Raw genomic sequence first — 13,400 nt, 5'->3', positions numbered from 1 at the left:
GGGACGAGGCAGCGCCGGGACGCGCCCGCCGGAGGGGTGGTGGAAGACATGGTGGTCTTCGAGAACAGGGCCGACGCCGGACACCGGCTCGGCAGGCGGCTGATGCCCCTGCGCGGCCGGGACGTGGTGGTGCTGGGACTGCCCCGCGGCGGAGTGCCGGTGGCCTATGAGGTGGCCCGGATGCTCGACGCCCCGCTCGACGTCATCGTGGTCCGCAAACTGGGTGTCCCCTCCCAGCCGGAGCTGGCGATGGGCGCCATCGGCGAGGAGGGCGCCCGGGTGCTCGACGAGCGCACCCTGCAGTACTTCGGCGTGACGGACGCGCAGCTGGAGCGGATCGAGGAGCGGGAGCGCGCCGTGCTCGAGGCCCGGACCGCCCGGTTCCGGGAGGGGCGGGAGCGGATCGACCTCACGGGCCGGACTGCCCTCGTCGTCGACGACGGCATCGCCACCGGCTCCACCGCGCGCGTGGCCTGCCGGATAGCCCGCCAGCTGGGCGCCGGGCGGGTGGTGCTCGCGGTGCCGGTCGCCCCGGAGGAGGCGCTCGGCCGGGTGACCGAGGCCGACGAGGTGATCTGCCTGGCCACCCCGCCCTACTTCGCGGCCGTGGGCCACCACTACCGCGACTTCTCCGCGACGGAGGACGACGAGGTGGTCGCCCTGCTGGACGCCGCCCGCCGCGGGCACGAGGCGCAGCTGCCCCCCGCGCGCAGCGCCGACGCGCCCGGGGATCCCGTCGACGCCGACGTGCGCATCCCGGCCGGCTCGACGCGGCTCGAGGCCCACCTGCACCTGCCGGCTCCCGGCGCCGGGGTGGTGGTCTTCGCCCACGGCAGCGGCAGCGGCCGGCACAGTCCGCGGAACCAGTATGTGGCCTCCGTGCTGCAGCGGGCCGGCCTGGGCACCCTGCTGCTCGACCTGCTCTCCGACGAGGAGGAGGCCGAGCGCGCCAACGTCTTCGACATCGAGCTGCTCGCCCGCCGGCTGCTCCTGGCCACCGCCTGGCTGCGGGAGCAGCCCGGCTCCGCCGCCTCCCCGGTCGGCTGGTTCGGGGCGAGCACCGGGGCCGGTGCCGCCCTGTGGGCGGCGGCCGAGCCCGGGGCGCCGGTCGCGGCCGTCGTCTCCCGCGGCGGCCGCCCCGATCTCGCGGGGGAGCGGCTGCGCCGCGTGCAGGCGCCCACCCTGCTGATCGTCGGCAGCCGGGACGTCGAGGTGCTGGGCCTGAACCGCTGGGCGCAGGAGTCGATGCAGTGCCCCACCCGGCTGGCCGTCGTGGAGGGCGCCGGGCACCTGTTCGAGGAGCCCGGCACGCTCGACGAGGCCGCCGGGCTGGCCCGGGACTGGTTCCTCCGGCACCTGGCAGCGGTCCGGGAGCACACCGGCGGAGACCTCCGGTGACCCCCGCCGCGCACGAGCGGACCCGGGCCGCCGGGGTCCTCGCCGAGATCCGTTCCCTGGCCGCTCCGCTGACGGGCGCCCCGGACCTCGACCTGCTCGTCGAGCGCTGCGCCGGGGCCCGGTTCGTGGCCGTGGGGGAGGCCTCGCACGGCACCCACGAGTACTACCGGTGGCGGGCGCTGCTCAGCCGCCGGCTCATCGAGGAGCACGGCTTCACCTGGGTCGGGGTGGAGGGCGACTGGCCCGACTGCTGGCGGCTGAACCGGTGGGTGCGCGGACAGGCCGAGCAGGACCGGGACGCCCGCGGGGTCCTGGCCGGCTTCGGCCGCTGGCCCCGCTGGATGTGGGCGAACGAGGAGGTCGCCGAGTTCCTCGACTGGCTGCGGGAGGAGAACGCGCGCCGGCCGGAGGCGGAGCAGGTGGGCTTTTACGGGCTGGACGTCTACTCGCTGTGGGACTCGCTGCGGGAGATCATCACCTGGCTCGAGGCCAACGAGCCCGAGGCCCTGCCGGCCGCCCTGCAGGCGTGGCAGTGCTTCGTCCCGTTCCACGAGGACCCGCACGAGTACGCGTGGAGCACCCGGATCGTGCCCCAGAGCTGCGAGGCCGACGTCGTCGCCCTCCTGGCGGAGGTCCGCCGGCGCACGCTCGGCCGGCTGGAGGACGACCCCGCCGCGTTCGACGCCGCGCTCAACGCCATGGTCGCCACCGACGCCGAGCGCTACTACCGCACCATGGTCCGCGGCGACCGGCAGTCCTGGAACGTGCGCGACGAGCACATGGCGGACACGGCGGAGCTGCTCTCCCGGCACCACGGCCCCGGCGCCAAGGGTCTCGTGTGGGAGCACAACTCGCACGTGGGGGACGCCCGGGCCACGGACATGTTCGACGCCGGGCTGGTCAACGTGGGACAGCTGCTGCGCGAGCGGCACAGCGCTCCCGAGGTGGTGCTCGTCGGCATGGCGGGCTGGAGCGGGACCGTGGTCGCGGCGGAGTCCTGGGGGGCGGCCGAGGAGGTCGTGGCCGTGCCCGAGGCCCGCTCCGGCTCCGCCGAGGACCTCCTGCACCGGGCCCTCGGCGGGCCGGCGGCCCTCGTGTTCGGCCGGGACCGCTCCGGGACCTGGCTGTCGGGGCGGTTCGGCCACCGGGCCATCGGGGTGGTGTACCACCCGTGGCGCGAGGCCGGCAACTACGTCCCCACCCGCATGGGGGAGCGCTACGACGCCCTGCTCTGGTTCGAGGAGACCTCCGCGCTGCGCCCGCTGGGCCACGAGCCGCCGCCGGAGGAGCCCGAGCTGGAGACCGAGCCCTCCGGCTTCTGAGACCAGTGGCACCGGAACGGAGGAGGACGGCTGTGGTGACAGGAACGGGACGAGAGGTCCTCGTCGGCGTCGACGGCTCCGACGCCTCGCGGGAGGCCCTCCGCGCGGGAGCGCGGATCGCGCGCGGGCTGGGCGTTCCGCTCGTCGCGGTCATGTGCTGGGAGGGACCGCGGATCTACGAGGGCTGGCAGGCCGTGGACCCCGGCCGTCCGCCCGCGGGGACCGAGGAGCGGCTGCGGTCCGCGGTCGCCGACACGTTCGGGGCGGAGCTGCCCGAACGGTTCGGCGCACGCCTGGTCCACGGCCGGCCGGCGGCCCGGCTGGTCGAGGAGAGCCGGGACGCCGCGCTGCTCGTGCTCGGCCGCCGCGGACACGGCGGGATGCCCGGCGCGGGCCTCGGCTCGGTCTCCCGCGCCTGCGTGGCCCACGCCGGCTGCCCCGTGCTGGTCGTCACGCACTGACGGACGTCCCTGCCCCCTGCCCCCGGCATCGGACGGGCGGCCGTCACCGGGCGGGGAGCCCGCGCTCGCGGCGCGGTCCGCCCAGGGCGCGCAGGGCGTTGAGGATGGCCAGGAGGTCCACGACCTCCTGGCTGAGGGCCCCGGCGATCGCCGGGACCGCCCCGGTGGCGGCCACGAGCATGAGCACCACGGACAGGGCGATGCCCAGCCAGATGCTCTGCAGCGCCACCTGCACCGTGCGCCGGCCGATCCGCACCGCGCCGGCCGTCCGGGCGAGGTCCTCGGTGAGGACCACGACGTCGGCGGACTCGCTGGCGGCCGTGGCGCCCCGGGCGCCCATCGCGACGCCGACGTCGGCGGCGGCGAGCACGGGGGCGTCGTTGACGCCGTCGCCGACCATCAGCACCGGCCGTCCCGGGGCGTCACGCACGGCGCGGACCTTGTCCTCGGGCAGGCACTCGGCCAGCACCCGGGGAATGCCCAGCGCCGCGGCGACGTGCTCCACGGTGGCGCGGGCGTCACCGCTGAGCACGAGGATCTCCCGCACCCCGAGCCGGGCGAGGTCGGCCATCGTGGCGGCGGCGTCCTCGCGCACCTGGTCGCTCATCACCAGGGTGCCGGCGAAGCGGCCGTCCACGGCCGCGTAGACGGCCAGCTCACCGGGGCCCAGCGCCCGCTCCACCACGTCCGGGGCGGAGCGGGCCACGTGGGCCGGCTTGCCGACCACCACCCGGCGCCCGGCCACGGTGGCTGTGACCCCGTGGGTGGCCTCCTCGTGGGCGTCCTCGGCCGGGACCGGGACCAGCCCCCGGGCGAGCGCGGCCTCCCGGACGGAGGACGCGAGCACGTGGGAGGAGTACTGCTCGGCCGAGGCCGCCAGGAGCAGCAGCTCGTCCGGGCGGAACGGAGGACGGGCGTGCACGGCCAGCAGCTCCGGGCGGCCGTAGGTGATGGTGCCGGTCTTGTCGAAGGCGGCGGTGCGCACCGTCGCGAGCCGCTCCAGGGTGCCGGCGTCCTTGATGATGACGCCGTTGCGGGCGGCCCGGCTCATGCCTCCCAGGAACGCCACGGGAGCCGCGATCAGCAGCGGGCAGGGGGTGGCCACCACGAGGACCTCGGCGAAGACCACCGGGTCCCGGTGGTACCACCAGGCCAGACCGGCCACCAGGAAGGCGAACGCGGTGAAGGGCACGGCGTAGCGGTCGGCCAGGCGCACCACCGGTGCGCGGGACGCGGCGGCCTCGCGCACCATCGCCACGATCCGGGAGTACTGGCTGTCGGCCACGGTCGCGGTGGCCCGCAGCATCACGGCCCGCTGCTCGTTGAGCGCGCCGGAGAGCACCGGCTCCCCGGCGCGGCGGGTCACGGGCAGGCTCTCCCCGGTGATGGAGGACTCGTCGAAGTCGGCGTCCGCGCCGACCAGCTCCCCGTCCACGGGCACGACCTCGGCGGGGCGGACCATCAGCTCGTCCCCGGGGCGGACCTCCTCGACCGGGACGTCCTGGACGGACCCGTCCGGGCGCATCCGGTGGGCGAGGACCGGGGCGCGCTCGAGCAGCGCGTTGAGCTCCCTCCGGGCCCGGTTCGCGGCGTAGTCCTCCAGGGCCTGCCCGCCGGTGAGCATGAGGACGACCACGAGGGACGCCAGGTACTCCCCGACCGCCACGGTGGAGCCGATCGCGGTGACGGCCAGCAGGTCCACACCCCAGTGCCCGGCGAGGACGTCCTCGACCATGCCCCACGCCACCCGGGCGGCCACGGCCAGCGCCCAGCCCGAACCCAGCCACTGGGCCGGCACCGGCTGCCCGGCGGCCAGCAGTCCCAGGACAACGGCGAGCACGGCCAGGGTCACGGCCACCAGCGGATAGCGCCGCGGGAACGCCAGCCACCGGCCGGCGCGGTCCGGGTCGACGTCGGTGTCCGGGCGCGAGCCGACGGAGAGCGTCATGACTCCATGGTCCTCCTGCGCTCCCTCGCGGGTTCGTGGCCGATCCGCTGCTCCGTCTCGGCGATGCGCCGGACGGTCCGGAGGAAGCTGTCCGGGTTCAGGGAGACCGAGTCGATGCCCTCACGCACCAGGAACTCCGCGAAGTCCGGGTGGTTGCCGGGCCCCTGACCGCAGATGCCGATCGGGATGCCGGCGGCGTGGGCCTTGCGGATCGCCTCGCTGATCATCCGGGTCACGGCCTCGTCGCGCTCGTCGAACAGCGCGCGCAGGGCCCCGGCGTCCCGGTCCACGCCCAGGACGAGCTGCGTGAGGTCGTCGGAGCCGATGGACAAGCCGTCGCACCGTTCGGCGGACTGTTCGGCCAGGACCACGTCGGCGGGGCTCTCGCCCACCATGCGGACCTTCGGCCCGTGTCGCGCTCCTCGAGCCGCTCCCGCAGGGGCGGGCCGATCCCGTTGGCCGTGACGTGGGCCCGGTAGGCGCCGGAGGAGGTCGCGAAGCCTCCCGGCACGCGGCCCCCGGGTAGTCGGCTCCCGCACCCTCTCCCCGAGGGAGGCGTTCTTGCCGCTCACCCGGGCGACGACCGACATCCCGAGCTCCTCGAACCGGAACACCTGGGGCGCGTCCACGTCAGCTCCTGCGCGCCAGCAGCTCCGCGACGGCCTCCTCCTCCACGCAGGCGTCGGCGGCGATCAGGCGCACCTGGGCCGTCTCGACGCACGCCTCGAGGCACTCGGAATCCTCCGAGCGCTCCTGGCGGGGGAGCTCCGGCGCGGCGGGGTGGGCCGTCAGGGCGCGGCGGATCGTGCTCACGGGCTTCTCCTCCAACGGACGGGACCGGGCGGGACGGCCCCGGGTCAGCCGGCGAGCCGGGCCCGGGGCGCGGTGCGGCGCCGTGCGGGGTGCCGCGGCCCCACGGGCTCGGGGGCGTCCCGGCCACGGCGGGCGGGCGTCCAGGTGGCGAGCCGGGTGACGGCGCCGTGGGCGGGCAGCTCGTCGGGCAGCACGAACTCCACGGGCGGGGTGCCCTGCACGGCGTCGTCGTGCTCAGCGGCCCAGCGCAGCAGGTCCACGGCGGCGGGCTCGATGTGGTGGGCGGAGGAGGCGTCCACGACCACCGCGATCCCCGGCACCAGGGTGCGGGCGCGCCGGACCAGCGGGCACAGGGCCCGGTGGTTGACCTCGGTGACGCACCCGGTGACGACGAGCCGGACGTGCCTGCCGTCCAGGTCGACCTGGACGAGAACGGACAGTTTGTGGTGCATGTGTTTTCTCTCCCCGCAGCGGTCGTGCGTGGCCGGCTGCTCGGCCCCCGCACGCCACGCTAGGGGAGAGGTGACGGACGTCACCAAAATATCCGGCCACTGGCGCGCATATTTCTTCTACCGACGGGTAGGCGGACGCCGGTCGCTCAGCCCAGCGGGGAGGGCATGCGCGTGGTGTCCGGGGCGAGCGGATCGCTGCCCACCGTGCCGCGTCCGCGGGCCAGGGCCGCCATGAGGTGGTAGACCACGAGCGTGGCGGCGGTGCCCAGGGCGATCCCCGCGAACTGCAGGCCGAAGGCCTCCCACGTGTAGTCCGCGATGCCGATGATCATGGCGACCGCGGCGGTGGTGAGGTTGACCGGGTTGGAGAAGTCCACACGGTTCTGCACCCAGATCCGCACACCCAGCATGCCGATCATCCCGTACAGCACCGTGGCCGCCCCGCCGAGGACGCCGGCAGGGACCGTGGCCACGGCGGCACCGAACACGGGGAAGACGCTCAGCAGGATCGCCACGAGGGCCGCCACCCAGTAGGCCGCCGTCGAGTAGACGCGCGTGGCGGCCATGACGCCGATGTTCTCGGCGTAGGTCGTGGTCCCGGAGCCGCCGCCCGAGCCGGCGATCACGGTGGCCAGCCCGTCGGACATGATGGCCCGTCCGATCCAGGGATCGAGGTCGTCGCCGGTCATCAGGGCCACCGACTTCACGTGCCCGATGTTCTCCGCCACCAGGACCAGGATCACCGGGATGAACAGGCCCATGAGGGGCAGGTGGAACTCGGGGGCCTGGAACGGGGGCAGCCCGAAGAGGCCCTGCTCCCGCCACACGGCGCCGAGCACGGAGAAGTCCACCTCCCCGCGCAGCACCGCGGTGACGTAGCCGAGGCACACGCCGAGCAGGATCGACAGGCGTCCGGGCAGGCCGCGGAAGAGCACCGAGATGAGGACGATGGAGGCCAGCGTCACGAGCGCGGTGACGGGGGCGGCCATGAAGTTCTCCTTGGCGGAGGGGGCCAGGTTGAAGCCGATGAGCGCCACGATGGTGCCGGTGACCAGGGGCGGCATGAGCCGCTGGAGCCAGGACGTGCCCGCGAACTGCACCACGAGACCGATCAGGAACAGCGCCGCACCGGCCATCAGGACGCCGCCGAGCGCGCCGCCGGGGCCGTACTGGTTGGTCGAGGCGCTGATCGGGGCGATGAACGCGAAGGAGGACCCCAGGTAGGAGGGCACCCGTCCCGCCGTGATCACCAGGAAGAGGATCGTGCCCACTCCGGAGAAGAAGAGCGTCGTGGAGGGCGGGAACCCGGTGATCAGCGGCACCAGGAAGGTGGCGCCGAACATGGCCACCACGTGCTGCGCGCCGATGGTGACGGTCCGGGGCCAGGTGAGCCGTTCGCGGGGGGTGACGACCTCCCCGGCGGTGACGGTGCGGCCGTCGCCGTGCAGGCGCCAGCCCAGTCCGAGACGGGCGGCGGCGGTGGTCTGTCCGGGCACGGGGGAACTCATGCGGGTCTCCTCGACGGCGGGGTGCAGCCCGGAGCCGGGCCCCCACCACTGTACTCGGTGCCCGGGCGATGCCCTGGGCGGTGCTGCCCGGCGCCCCGGGGCACGGCACGTGTCGGACGCCCTCCATATGATCAGCACGGTGATGGAAACTATGATGGTGGCCGGTTCACCCCACCGGACGAACAGGAGTCGACACATGCGTCAGCCACAGCCACGAGGCCCGCTGGGCGAGGACCTCCTCGCGGCGTTCCGGGAGGCACCCGGCACCCCGGCGGCGGAGTCCCGGGCCGCGGCGCTGCCGGACGCCGCCCGCGCCGCCGTGTCCCGCGCAGGCAGCGTCCTCGCCGACGACGACGTCCAGCTCGGCCTGTTCCTCCTGCACGCCCTGCACTACCAGGGGATCGACGAGGTCGACGACCGTTGGGAGAGCGACCCCGAGCTGCTGCGCACGCGGGGGATCCTCTCGGACGCGCTCGAGGCGCAGCTGCGCGCGGAGCTGCCCGCCGACACCGTGCCGGACACCCCGCAGTCGGTCGCGGACGCGCTGTTCGCCATGGCCGCCGACGACGACGGCCCGAGCCTGGCACGCCACCTCTCCGGCCGGGCGGACGCCGGGCAGGCACGGGAGTTCCTGCAGCTGAAGTCCGTCTACCAGCTCATGGAGGGCGACCCGCACACCTGGGGGATCCCGCGGCTGAGCGGGCGGGCGAAGGCCGGCCTGATCGAGATCCAGATCGACGAGTACGGGGGCGGCAACGCCGCCCGGATGCACGCGGCCCTGTTCGCGGCCGGGATGCGCGAGGCCGGCCTCGACGACTCCTACGGCAGCGCCGTGGACCGGGTGCCCGCGGAGTGGCTCGCCGGTGTGAACACCGTCAGCATGTTCGGCCTGCACCGCCGGCTGCGCGGGGCGGTGGTGGGGCACCTGGCGATGTACGAGATGACCTCGTCGGTGCCCTCCAAGTTCCTGGCGCGCGGCTTCCACCGCCTGGGCCTGCCGGCCGCGGCCGCGTTCTACGACGAGCACGTCGAGGCCGACGCCGCCCACGAGCAGATCGCCGCCCGGGACATGGCCGGGGGGCTCGTGGTCGAGGACCCTGCCGTCGCGGCGGACGTCTTCTTCGGCGCCCGCTGCGTGCTGCACCTGGACGCGCTCGCCGCCCGTCAGGCGCTGGCCCGCTGGGAGGCGGGGGAGTCCGCGCTGCGCCCGGCCCCGGCGGAGTCCTCCCGGTCCGGTGCTGCGGAGCTGGTGCGGTGAGCGCGGAGCGCCCCGCCGAGGACCACGAGCCGGTCCTGGACCCCGGGCCCGGCGGACCCACCGAGCCGGTGTCGATCACCGTGTGCCCGGACGGCCCGCTGCTCGTGCGCGGCGGCTACGAGCTGCTGGACGGGGACGACCGCCCCATCGACCCCGGGCGGGCCACCGTGGCGCTGTGCCGGTGCGGAGCCTCCTCCATCAAGCCCTTCTGCGACGGCTCGCACAAGCGGGCCCGCTTCCGGGCCCGCTGATCCGCCCGCCGGCGCTCAGCGGCGCGGACGCGGCTCGCGCAGCAACCACTGCGCGAGCCCGTCCAGGGCCATGCCCAGCAGACCGATGACGAGGATCACCACGAGCATCTCGTCGTAGGCCAGCCGGTCGCGGGCGTTGAGGATCTCGTAGCCCAGGCCGCTGCTGACCCCCAGCATCTCGGCCGGGACGATGACCACCCACGAGATCCCCAGGGCCAGCCGCACGCCGGTCATGACGAACGGGCGGATGCTCGGGAGCACCACGGTGCGCAGCCGCTCGGCGGGGGTGGCCCCGAGCGTCTCGGCGACCCGCAGGTGCAGCGGGTCCAGGGCCGCGACGCCCGCGGCCGTGTTCATGGTGATCGGCCAGACCGCGGCGGCGGCCACCAGGAAGATGACGGGCGCGTTGCCGACCCCGAGCAGCGCCACGGCCACCGGCGCCCAGGACAGCGGGGAGACCATGCGCAGGAACTGCACCACCGGGGCGCTGGTCCACCGGAAGCGGCGGTAGGAGCCGATGAGCAGGCCCAGGGGCACGCCGAGCCCGGTGGCCACGCCGAGCCCGCACAGCAGGCGCCACAGACTGGTCAGGCCGTCCTGGACGACCACGCCCCGCTCGAACAGCGAGGCCACGGCGCCGGGCATCCGCTCGGGCTGGAACGCGGCGATCATCGTGCTGGCGCCCGCCGCGGCGTGCGTGAAGGCCCACCACACGGCGACCGTGACCAGCACCCCGAAGAGCCCCCAGGCCGGGCCGGCCCAGCGGGACCGCGGGCGCGGGGCGGGCCGCGCCGCAGCGGAACGGGCCGGTCCGGAGCGGGGCGGGCCGGTGCGGGACGGGTCCGTCCGGGCGGCGCCGTCGAGGTCGGTGGGGAAGCCCGCGGCGTCCTGCGGGGTCCGGTGCGGGGCGCTCATGGGGCGATCTCCTCGGTGCGGGTCGTGCCGGTCAGGCCGAAGACGCTCAGCCCGCCGGCCTTCTCGATGCTGCGGGTCACGAGCGTGTCCTCGACGAGTTCGCGGTGGGCGGCGGCCGGGTCCAGCCCGTCGAGGAACCCTGCCGGGGCGTCGACGACGGTCTCCTGCATGGCCCGCACCAGCTCCTCGGTGAAGCTGGCGTACGGATACGGGCGGAAGTCCAGGCGCTCGCCGCTCCACGCGGGGTGGTGCAGAGCGTCCTGGTGCGCGGCGGCGGAGTAGGTCAGGGCCTGCTGGATCACGGGCCGGGGCTGGGGGAGGTAGCCGGCGGACAGCAGCGCCGCGGTCTCGGGGCGGTTGTCCCGGGCCCAGGCCTGCGCCCGGACGAGGGCGTCCATGAATCCCTGGGCCTGCGCCGGGCGGTGGCGGATGAGCTCGCCGCGCATCATGGTCACGCAGCACGCGTGGTCGTGCCAGACGTCGCCGAGGAACCGGTGGATGGTCCCCACCTCCTTCGCCTCGGCGGCCGCGTTGAACGGGTCGGCCACCACGTAGCCGCCGATCACCCCGTTGTTCAGGGCCGGGAGCATGTCGGAGGGGGCCATGGGCAGGAGGGCGACGGTGCGGTCCTGCCGGGACGGGGTCTCGCGCATCACCGGGGTGAGGCCGGCTTCGCGCAGCATCTTCTGCACGATCACGTTGTGCACGGACCACCACGCCGGGATCGCCACCGACTCCCCGGACAGGTCCCCGAGCCGGTGCACGTCCGGGCGCACCGTGAGCGCGGACCCGTTGATGTGGTTCCAGGCGGTGATGCGGACGTCGGCCCGCAGCCCGTAGCGCATGTACAGGGCCATGGGCATGAGCATGTGGATCACGTCGACCTTGCCCGCCACGAAGGCCTCGGACAGGGAGGCCCAGCTGCGGAAGAGCACCGGCTCGGCGACCGGCACGGCGGCGTCCTGGTAGTACCCGTTGGCGTGGGCGACCAGCAGGGGGGAGGCGTCCGTGATGGGGAGGTACCCGATCCGCACCGGGCGCGCCGGCCCGGACGCCGCCCGGGCGTCCTGCTGGCGGTCGGCGTACAGGGCCCCGGCTCCCCAGCCGAGCCCGGTGAGCGCCGCCGCCCCGGCCCCGGCCCGCAGCAGCACCCGCCGGCTCGGCCCGCCGGTGCTCATATGACCCAGTTCCCGGAGCCGTCGTCGGCCCCGCGGTAGTGGGCGAGGATCTGCTCGGCCGTCGTGCCGTCCTGCGCCGGCACCCACTGCTGCCGGAATCCGCGCGGACCGGCGAAGAAGCCGATCCGGTCGCCGAGGGTGATGGCCTCGTCGACGTCGTGGGTCACGAGGAAGACCGTCAGCTCCAGCTCGGTCGTCAGGGCGCGCAGCCACAGCTGGAGGTCCTTGCGGGTGGCCGGGTCCAGGGCGCTGAACGGCTCGTCGAGCAGCAGCACGTCGGGGTCCACCGCGAGCGCGCGGCCCACCGACACGCGCTGGGCCTGCCCGCCGGAGAGCTCCTGGACGGGGGTGTGCGCGAGCTGGGCCAGGCCGAGGATCTCGAGCAGCTCGTCCACCCTGGAGTCCTCGAAGCGGTCGCGGTTGCGCCGGTACCGCCCGCCCAGGGCGATGTTCCGGCGCACCGACAGCCAGGGGAACAGCCCGGGGTCCTGGAAGACCACGGCGAAGCGGTCGTCGGCGTCGCCGAACTCTATGCTGCCCCCGTCCAGGGGCTCGAGCCCGGCGATGGCCCGCAGCAGGGTCGACTTCCCGGAGCCGCTGGGGCCCAGCACCGCGAGGGTCTCGCCGTTGCGCAGGGTCAGGTCCACCCCGTCGAGGGCGGGGGCGGAGGCCCCCGGGTAGCTCTTGCGCAGCCCGCGGACGGTGAGCGCGGGCCGCGGGGCGGCGCGGCTCAGGCGAGGTTCTGCAGCACCCACCGCAGGTGACCTTCCGTGGGGGACTGCACGGGCAGGAACGCGGCCTCGCGGGCCCGGCGCGCCGTGGGGGAGGACATGGCGTAGCCGCGCCCGCCCACCACCTTCCCCTCGATCCGGGTGGCCCGGCCGGTGAGCAGCGCGGCGTCCAGCCGGAGGGAGAACAGCTCCCGGGGCCCCGCCTCGCGGGGTGCCTCCGCGAGGCGCAGCAGCTCGGCCCGCAGCCGCCCGTGGTCGGCGGTCGCCTGCTCCAGCTCCTCCCGGAACACGTCCGCCACGCCCTGCATGCTCTCGTGCGCGGCGGTCAGCGCGGCGGCCGAGAGGCCGAGGCAGAACGCGGTCTGCAGCAGCAGGAACGGGCCCCGGACGGCGGTGAGGAAGGACGGGACGTCCTCGCTCAGCAGGTCCTCGGCGAGGTCGACGGGCACGTCCTCGAGCACGAGCACCCCCGAGGCCGTCGCGTTGAGCGCCATCAGGTCCTCGAGCAGCCGCACCGTCACACCGGGCGCCGCGACCCGGGTGCGGAGCACCGCGCGCGAGCCGTCCTCCCGCACGGCGGGCAGCACCACGACGCCCTCGGGGTACAGGTTGGAGGCCCACGGCACGGTGCCGTTGAGGACCGGTCCCGCGGCGCCGTCGGTGAGGGTCACGGGGATCTTTCCGATGCCGGCGGCGTCCTTGAACGCCGGGGCCATCGCCGAGCACCCGGGCACGGCCCCGGACCGCACGTCCGCGGGGATCTCCGTCCCGGTGGCGGCCAGGTACTCCACGGTCGCACGGTGCGCCCACAGGGAGAACGCCGTGGCGGTGCACTCGGTGGCCAGGTCGAACACGACGGCGGCCTGCTGGGCCAGCGACCCGCTCAGCCCGAGGTCCAGCAGCCCCCGGGCCCCCAGTTCGCGCAGGGTCTCCCACGGGGACTCGACGGCCGTGTCGACGTCGTGCGCCCGTGCCGCGGCCGTGCGGCGGACGACGTCGTGGTCGGGGTAGTCGACCAGCGGTGCGAGCAGGGGCCGGCCCCCGGGGGCCGGCCCGCCGGGCGCGGACGGAGGGCGGGTGGACTGGGTCATGGTCTTCCGTTCTGCCGGGGTGTGCGGGGCGGGGCGGGTGCGCACGGCGGGGCGGGTCCGGGGGCGGGACGCAC

Annotated in this window: 14 protein-coding genes; 5 read left to right on the top strand and 9 right to left on the bottom strand. The window is 75.2% G+C overall.

The genetic code is table 11. The annotated features are described in order from the left end of the window. Positions 1-48: 48 nt before the first annotated feature. From PU704_RS07590 to PU704_RS07580, 3 genes are read left to right on the top strand one after another with little or no spacing between them, the layout of a single operon-like run. Positions 49-1,398, top strand: a complete 1,350-nt coding sequence (locus PU704_RS07590; protein WP_277550955.1) for a phosphoribosyltransferase — start codon at positions 49-51, stop codon at positions 1,396-1,398. Continuing rightward, positions 1,395-2,720 carry an erythromycin esterase family protein gene (locus PU704_RS07585; RefSeq protein ID WP_277550873.1) on the top strand — a complete coding sequence of 442 codons (1,326 nt, stop codon included), beginning with the start codon at positions 1,395-1,397 and terminating at the stop codon, positions 2,718-2,720. Before PU704_RS07590 ends, PU704_RS07585 begins: the two co-directional genes overlap by 4 nt. 32 nt (positions 2,721-2,752) lie before the next feature. Further along, on the top strand, positions 2,753-3,181 hold the full coding sequence (locus PU704_RS07580; RefSeq protein WP_047802422.1) for a universal stress protein: 429 nt from the start codon (positions 2,753-2,755) through the stop codon (positions 3,179-3,181). A gap of 43 nt (positions 3,182-3,224) precedes the next feature. Here the strand turns inward: PU704_RS07580 and PU704_RS07575 are convergent, their stop codons facing one another. The 5 genes from PU704_RS07575 to PU704_RS07555 all read right to left on the bottom strand — a co-directional run bounded on the left by PU704_RS07575 (position 3,225) and on the right by PU704_RS07555 (position 7,902). Next, positions 3,225-5,129: a heavy metal translocating P-type ATPase gene (locus PU704_RS07575; RefSeq protein ID WP_277550872.1), complete on the bottom strand. Its 1,905-nt coding sequence runs from the start codon at positions 5,127-5,129 to the stop codon at positions 3,225-3,227. Then, on the bottom strand, positions 5,126-5,719 hold the full coding sequence (locus PU704_RS07570; RefSeq protein ID WP_380113671.1) for a putative PEP-binding protein: 594 nt from the start codon (positions 5,717-5,719) through the stop codon (positions 5,126-5,128). Before PU704_RS07570 ends, PU704_RS07575 begins: the two co-directional genes overlap by 4 nt. A 40-nt stretch (positions 5,720-5,759) precedes the next feature. Beyond that, entirely contained in the window at positions 5,760-5,942 is a 183-nt protein-coding gene (locus PU704_RS07565; RefSeq protein ID WP_075871214.1) for a hypothetical protein, read from the bottom strand. 44 nt (positions 5,943-5,986) lie between these two features. Further along, positions 5,987-6,394, bottom strand: a complete 408-nt coding sequence (locus PU704_RS07560; RefSeq protein ID WP_053004767.1) for a hypothetical protein — start codon at positions 6,392-6,394, stop codon at positions 5,987-5,989. A gap of 146 nt (positions 6,395-6,540) precedes the next feature. Continuing rightward, positions 6,541-7,902 carry a uracil-xanthine permease family protein gene (locus tag PU704_RS07555; RefSeq protein WP_047802424.1) on the bottom strand — a complete coding sequence of 454 codons (1,362 nt, stop codon included), beginning with the start codon at positions 7,900-7,902 and terminating at the stop codon, positions 6,541-6,543. A gap of 196 nt (positions 7,903-8,098) precedes the next feature. Between PU704_RS07555 and PU704_RS07550 the strand changes: the two genes are divergently transcribed. Both PU704_RS07550 and PU704_RS07545 read left to right on the top strand, forming a co-directional pair. Beyond that, positions 8,099-9,160 (top strand): iron-containing redox enzyme family protein, encoded by a 1,062-nt coding sequence (locus PU704_RS07550; protein ID WP_047802425.1) that lies wholly within the window; start codon positions 8,099-8,101, stop codon positions 9,158-9,160. Beyond that, positions 9,157-9,411 (top strand): CDGSH iron-sulfur domain-containing protein, encoded by a 255-nt coding sequence (locus tag PU704_RS07545; RefSeq protein WP_238985984.1) that lies wholly within the window; start codon positions 9,157-9,159, stop codon positions 9,409-9,411. Before PU704_RS07550 ends, PU704_RS07545 begins: the two co-directional genes overlap by 4 nt. Before the next feature lie 15 nt (positions 9,412-9,426). On the opposite strand, the gene PU704_RS07540 is transcribed toward PU704_RS07545, so the two are convergent. From PU704_RS07540 to PU704_RS07525, 4 genes are read right to left on the bottom strand one after another with little or no spacing between them, the layout of a single operon-like run. Further along, a complete protein-coding gene (locus PU704_RS07540; protein WP_238985985.1) occupies positions 9,427-10,326 on the bottom strand; it encodes an ABC transporter permease in 900 nt (299 codons plus the stop codon). Next, complete coding sequence (locus tag PU704_RS07535) at positions 10,323-11,504, bottom strand: ABC transporter substrate-binding protein (RefSeq protein WP_277550870.1); 1,182 nt, start codon at positions 11,502-11,504, stop codon at positions 10,323-10,325. Before PU704_RS07535 ends, PU704_RS07540 begins: the two co-directional genes overlap by 4 nt. After that, positions 11,501-12,259, bottom strand: coding sequence for an ABC transporter ATP-binding protein (locus PU704_RS07530; protein WP_238985986.1), 759 nt, complete (start codon positions 12,257-12,259; stop codon positions 11,501-11,503). Before PU704_RS07530 ends, PU704_RS07535 begins: the two co-directional genes overlap by 4 nt. Then, complete coding sequence (locus PU704_RS07525) at positions 12,235-13,326, bottom strand: acyl-CoA dehydrogenase family protein (protein ID WP_277550869.1); 1,092 nt, start codon at positions 13,324-13,326, stop codon at positions 12,235-12,237. The genes PU704_RS07530 and PU704_RS07525 overlap by 25 nt, the downstream gene beginning before the upstream one ends. Between the last annotated feature and the right edge of the window lie 74 nt (positions 13,327-13,400).

Origin of the sequence: Kocuria oceani (assembly GCF_029524215.1) — a bacterium.
GTDB lineage: Bacteria > Actinomycetota > Actinomycetes > Actinomycetales > Micrococcaceae > Kocuria > Kocuria oceani.
Note: the sequence above shows the minus strand (reverse complement) of the source record. Positions and strands in the feature narration are given on the sequence as shown.

Coding starts and splice junctions, on each gene's coding strand:
- PU704_RS07570 (WP_380113671.1), bottom strand. CDS start 5,719: ATGTCGGTCGTCGCCCGGGTGAGCGGCAAGAACGCCTCCCTCGGGGAG.
- PU704_RS07550 (WP_047802425.1), top strand. CDS start 8,099: ATGCGTCAGCCACAGCCACGAGGCCCGCTGGGCGAGGACCTCCTCGCG.
- PU704_RS07575 (WP_277550872.1), bottom strand. CDS start 5,129: ATGACGCTCTCCGTCGGCTCGCGCCCGGACACCGACGTCGACCCGGAC.
- PU704_RS07590 (WP_277550955.1), top strand. CDS start 49: ATGGTGGTCTTCGAGAACAGGGCCGACGCCGGACACCGGCTCGGCAGG.
- PU704_RS07535 (WP_277550870.1), bottom strand. CDS start 11,504: ATGAGCACCGGCGGGCCGAGCCGGCGGGTGCTGCTGCGGGCCGGGGCC.
- PU704_RS07560 (WP_053004767.1), bottom strand. CDS start 6,394: ATGCACCACAAACTGTCCGTTCTCGTCCAGGTCGACCTGGACGGCAGG.
- PU704_RS07540 (WP_238985985.1), bottom strand. CDS start 10,326: ATGAGCGCCCCGCACCGGACCCCGCAGGACGCCGCGGGCTTCCCCACC.
- PU704_RS07555 (WP_047802424.1), bottom strand. CDS start 7,902: ATGAGTTCCCCCGTGCCCGGACAGACCACCGCCGCCGCCCGTCTCGGA.
- PU704_RS07525 (WP_277550869.1), bottom strand. CDS start 13,326: ATGACCCAGTCCACCCGCCCTCCGTCCGCGCCCGGCGGGCCGGCCCCC.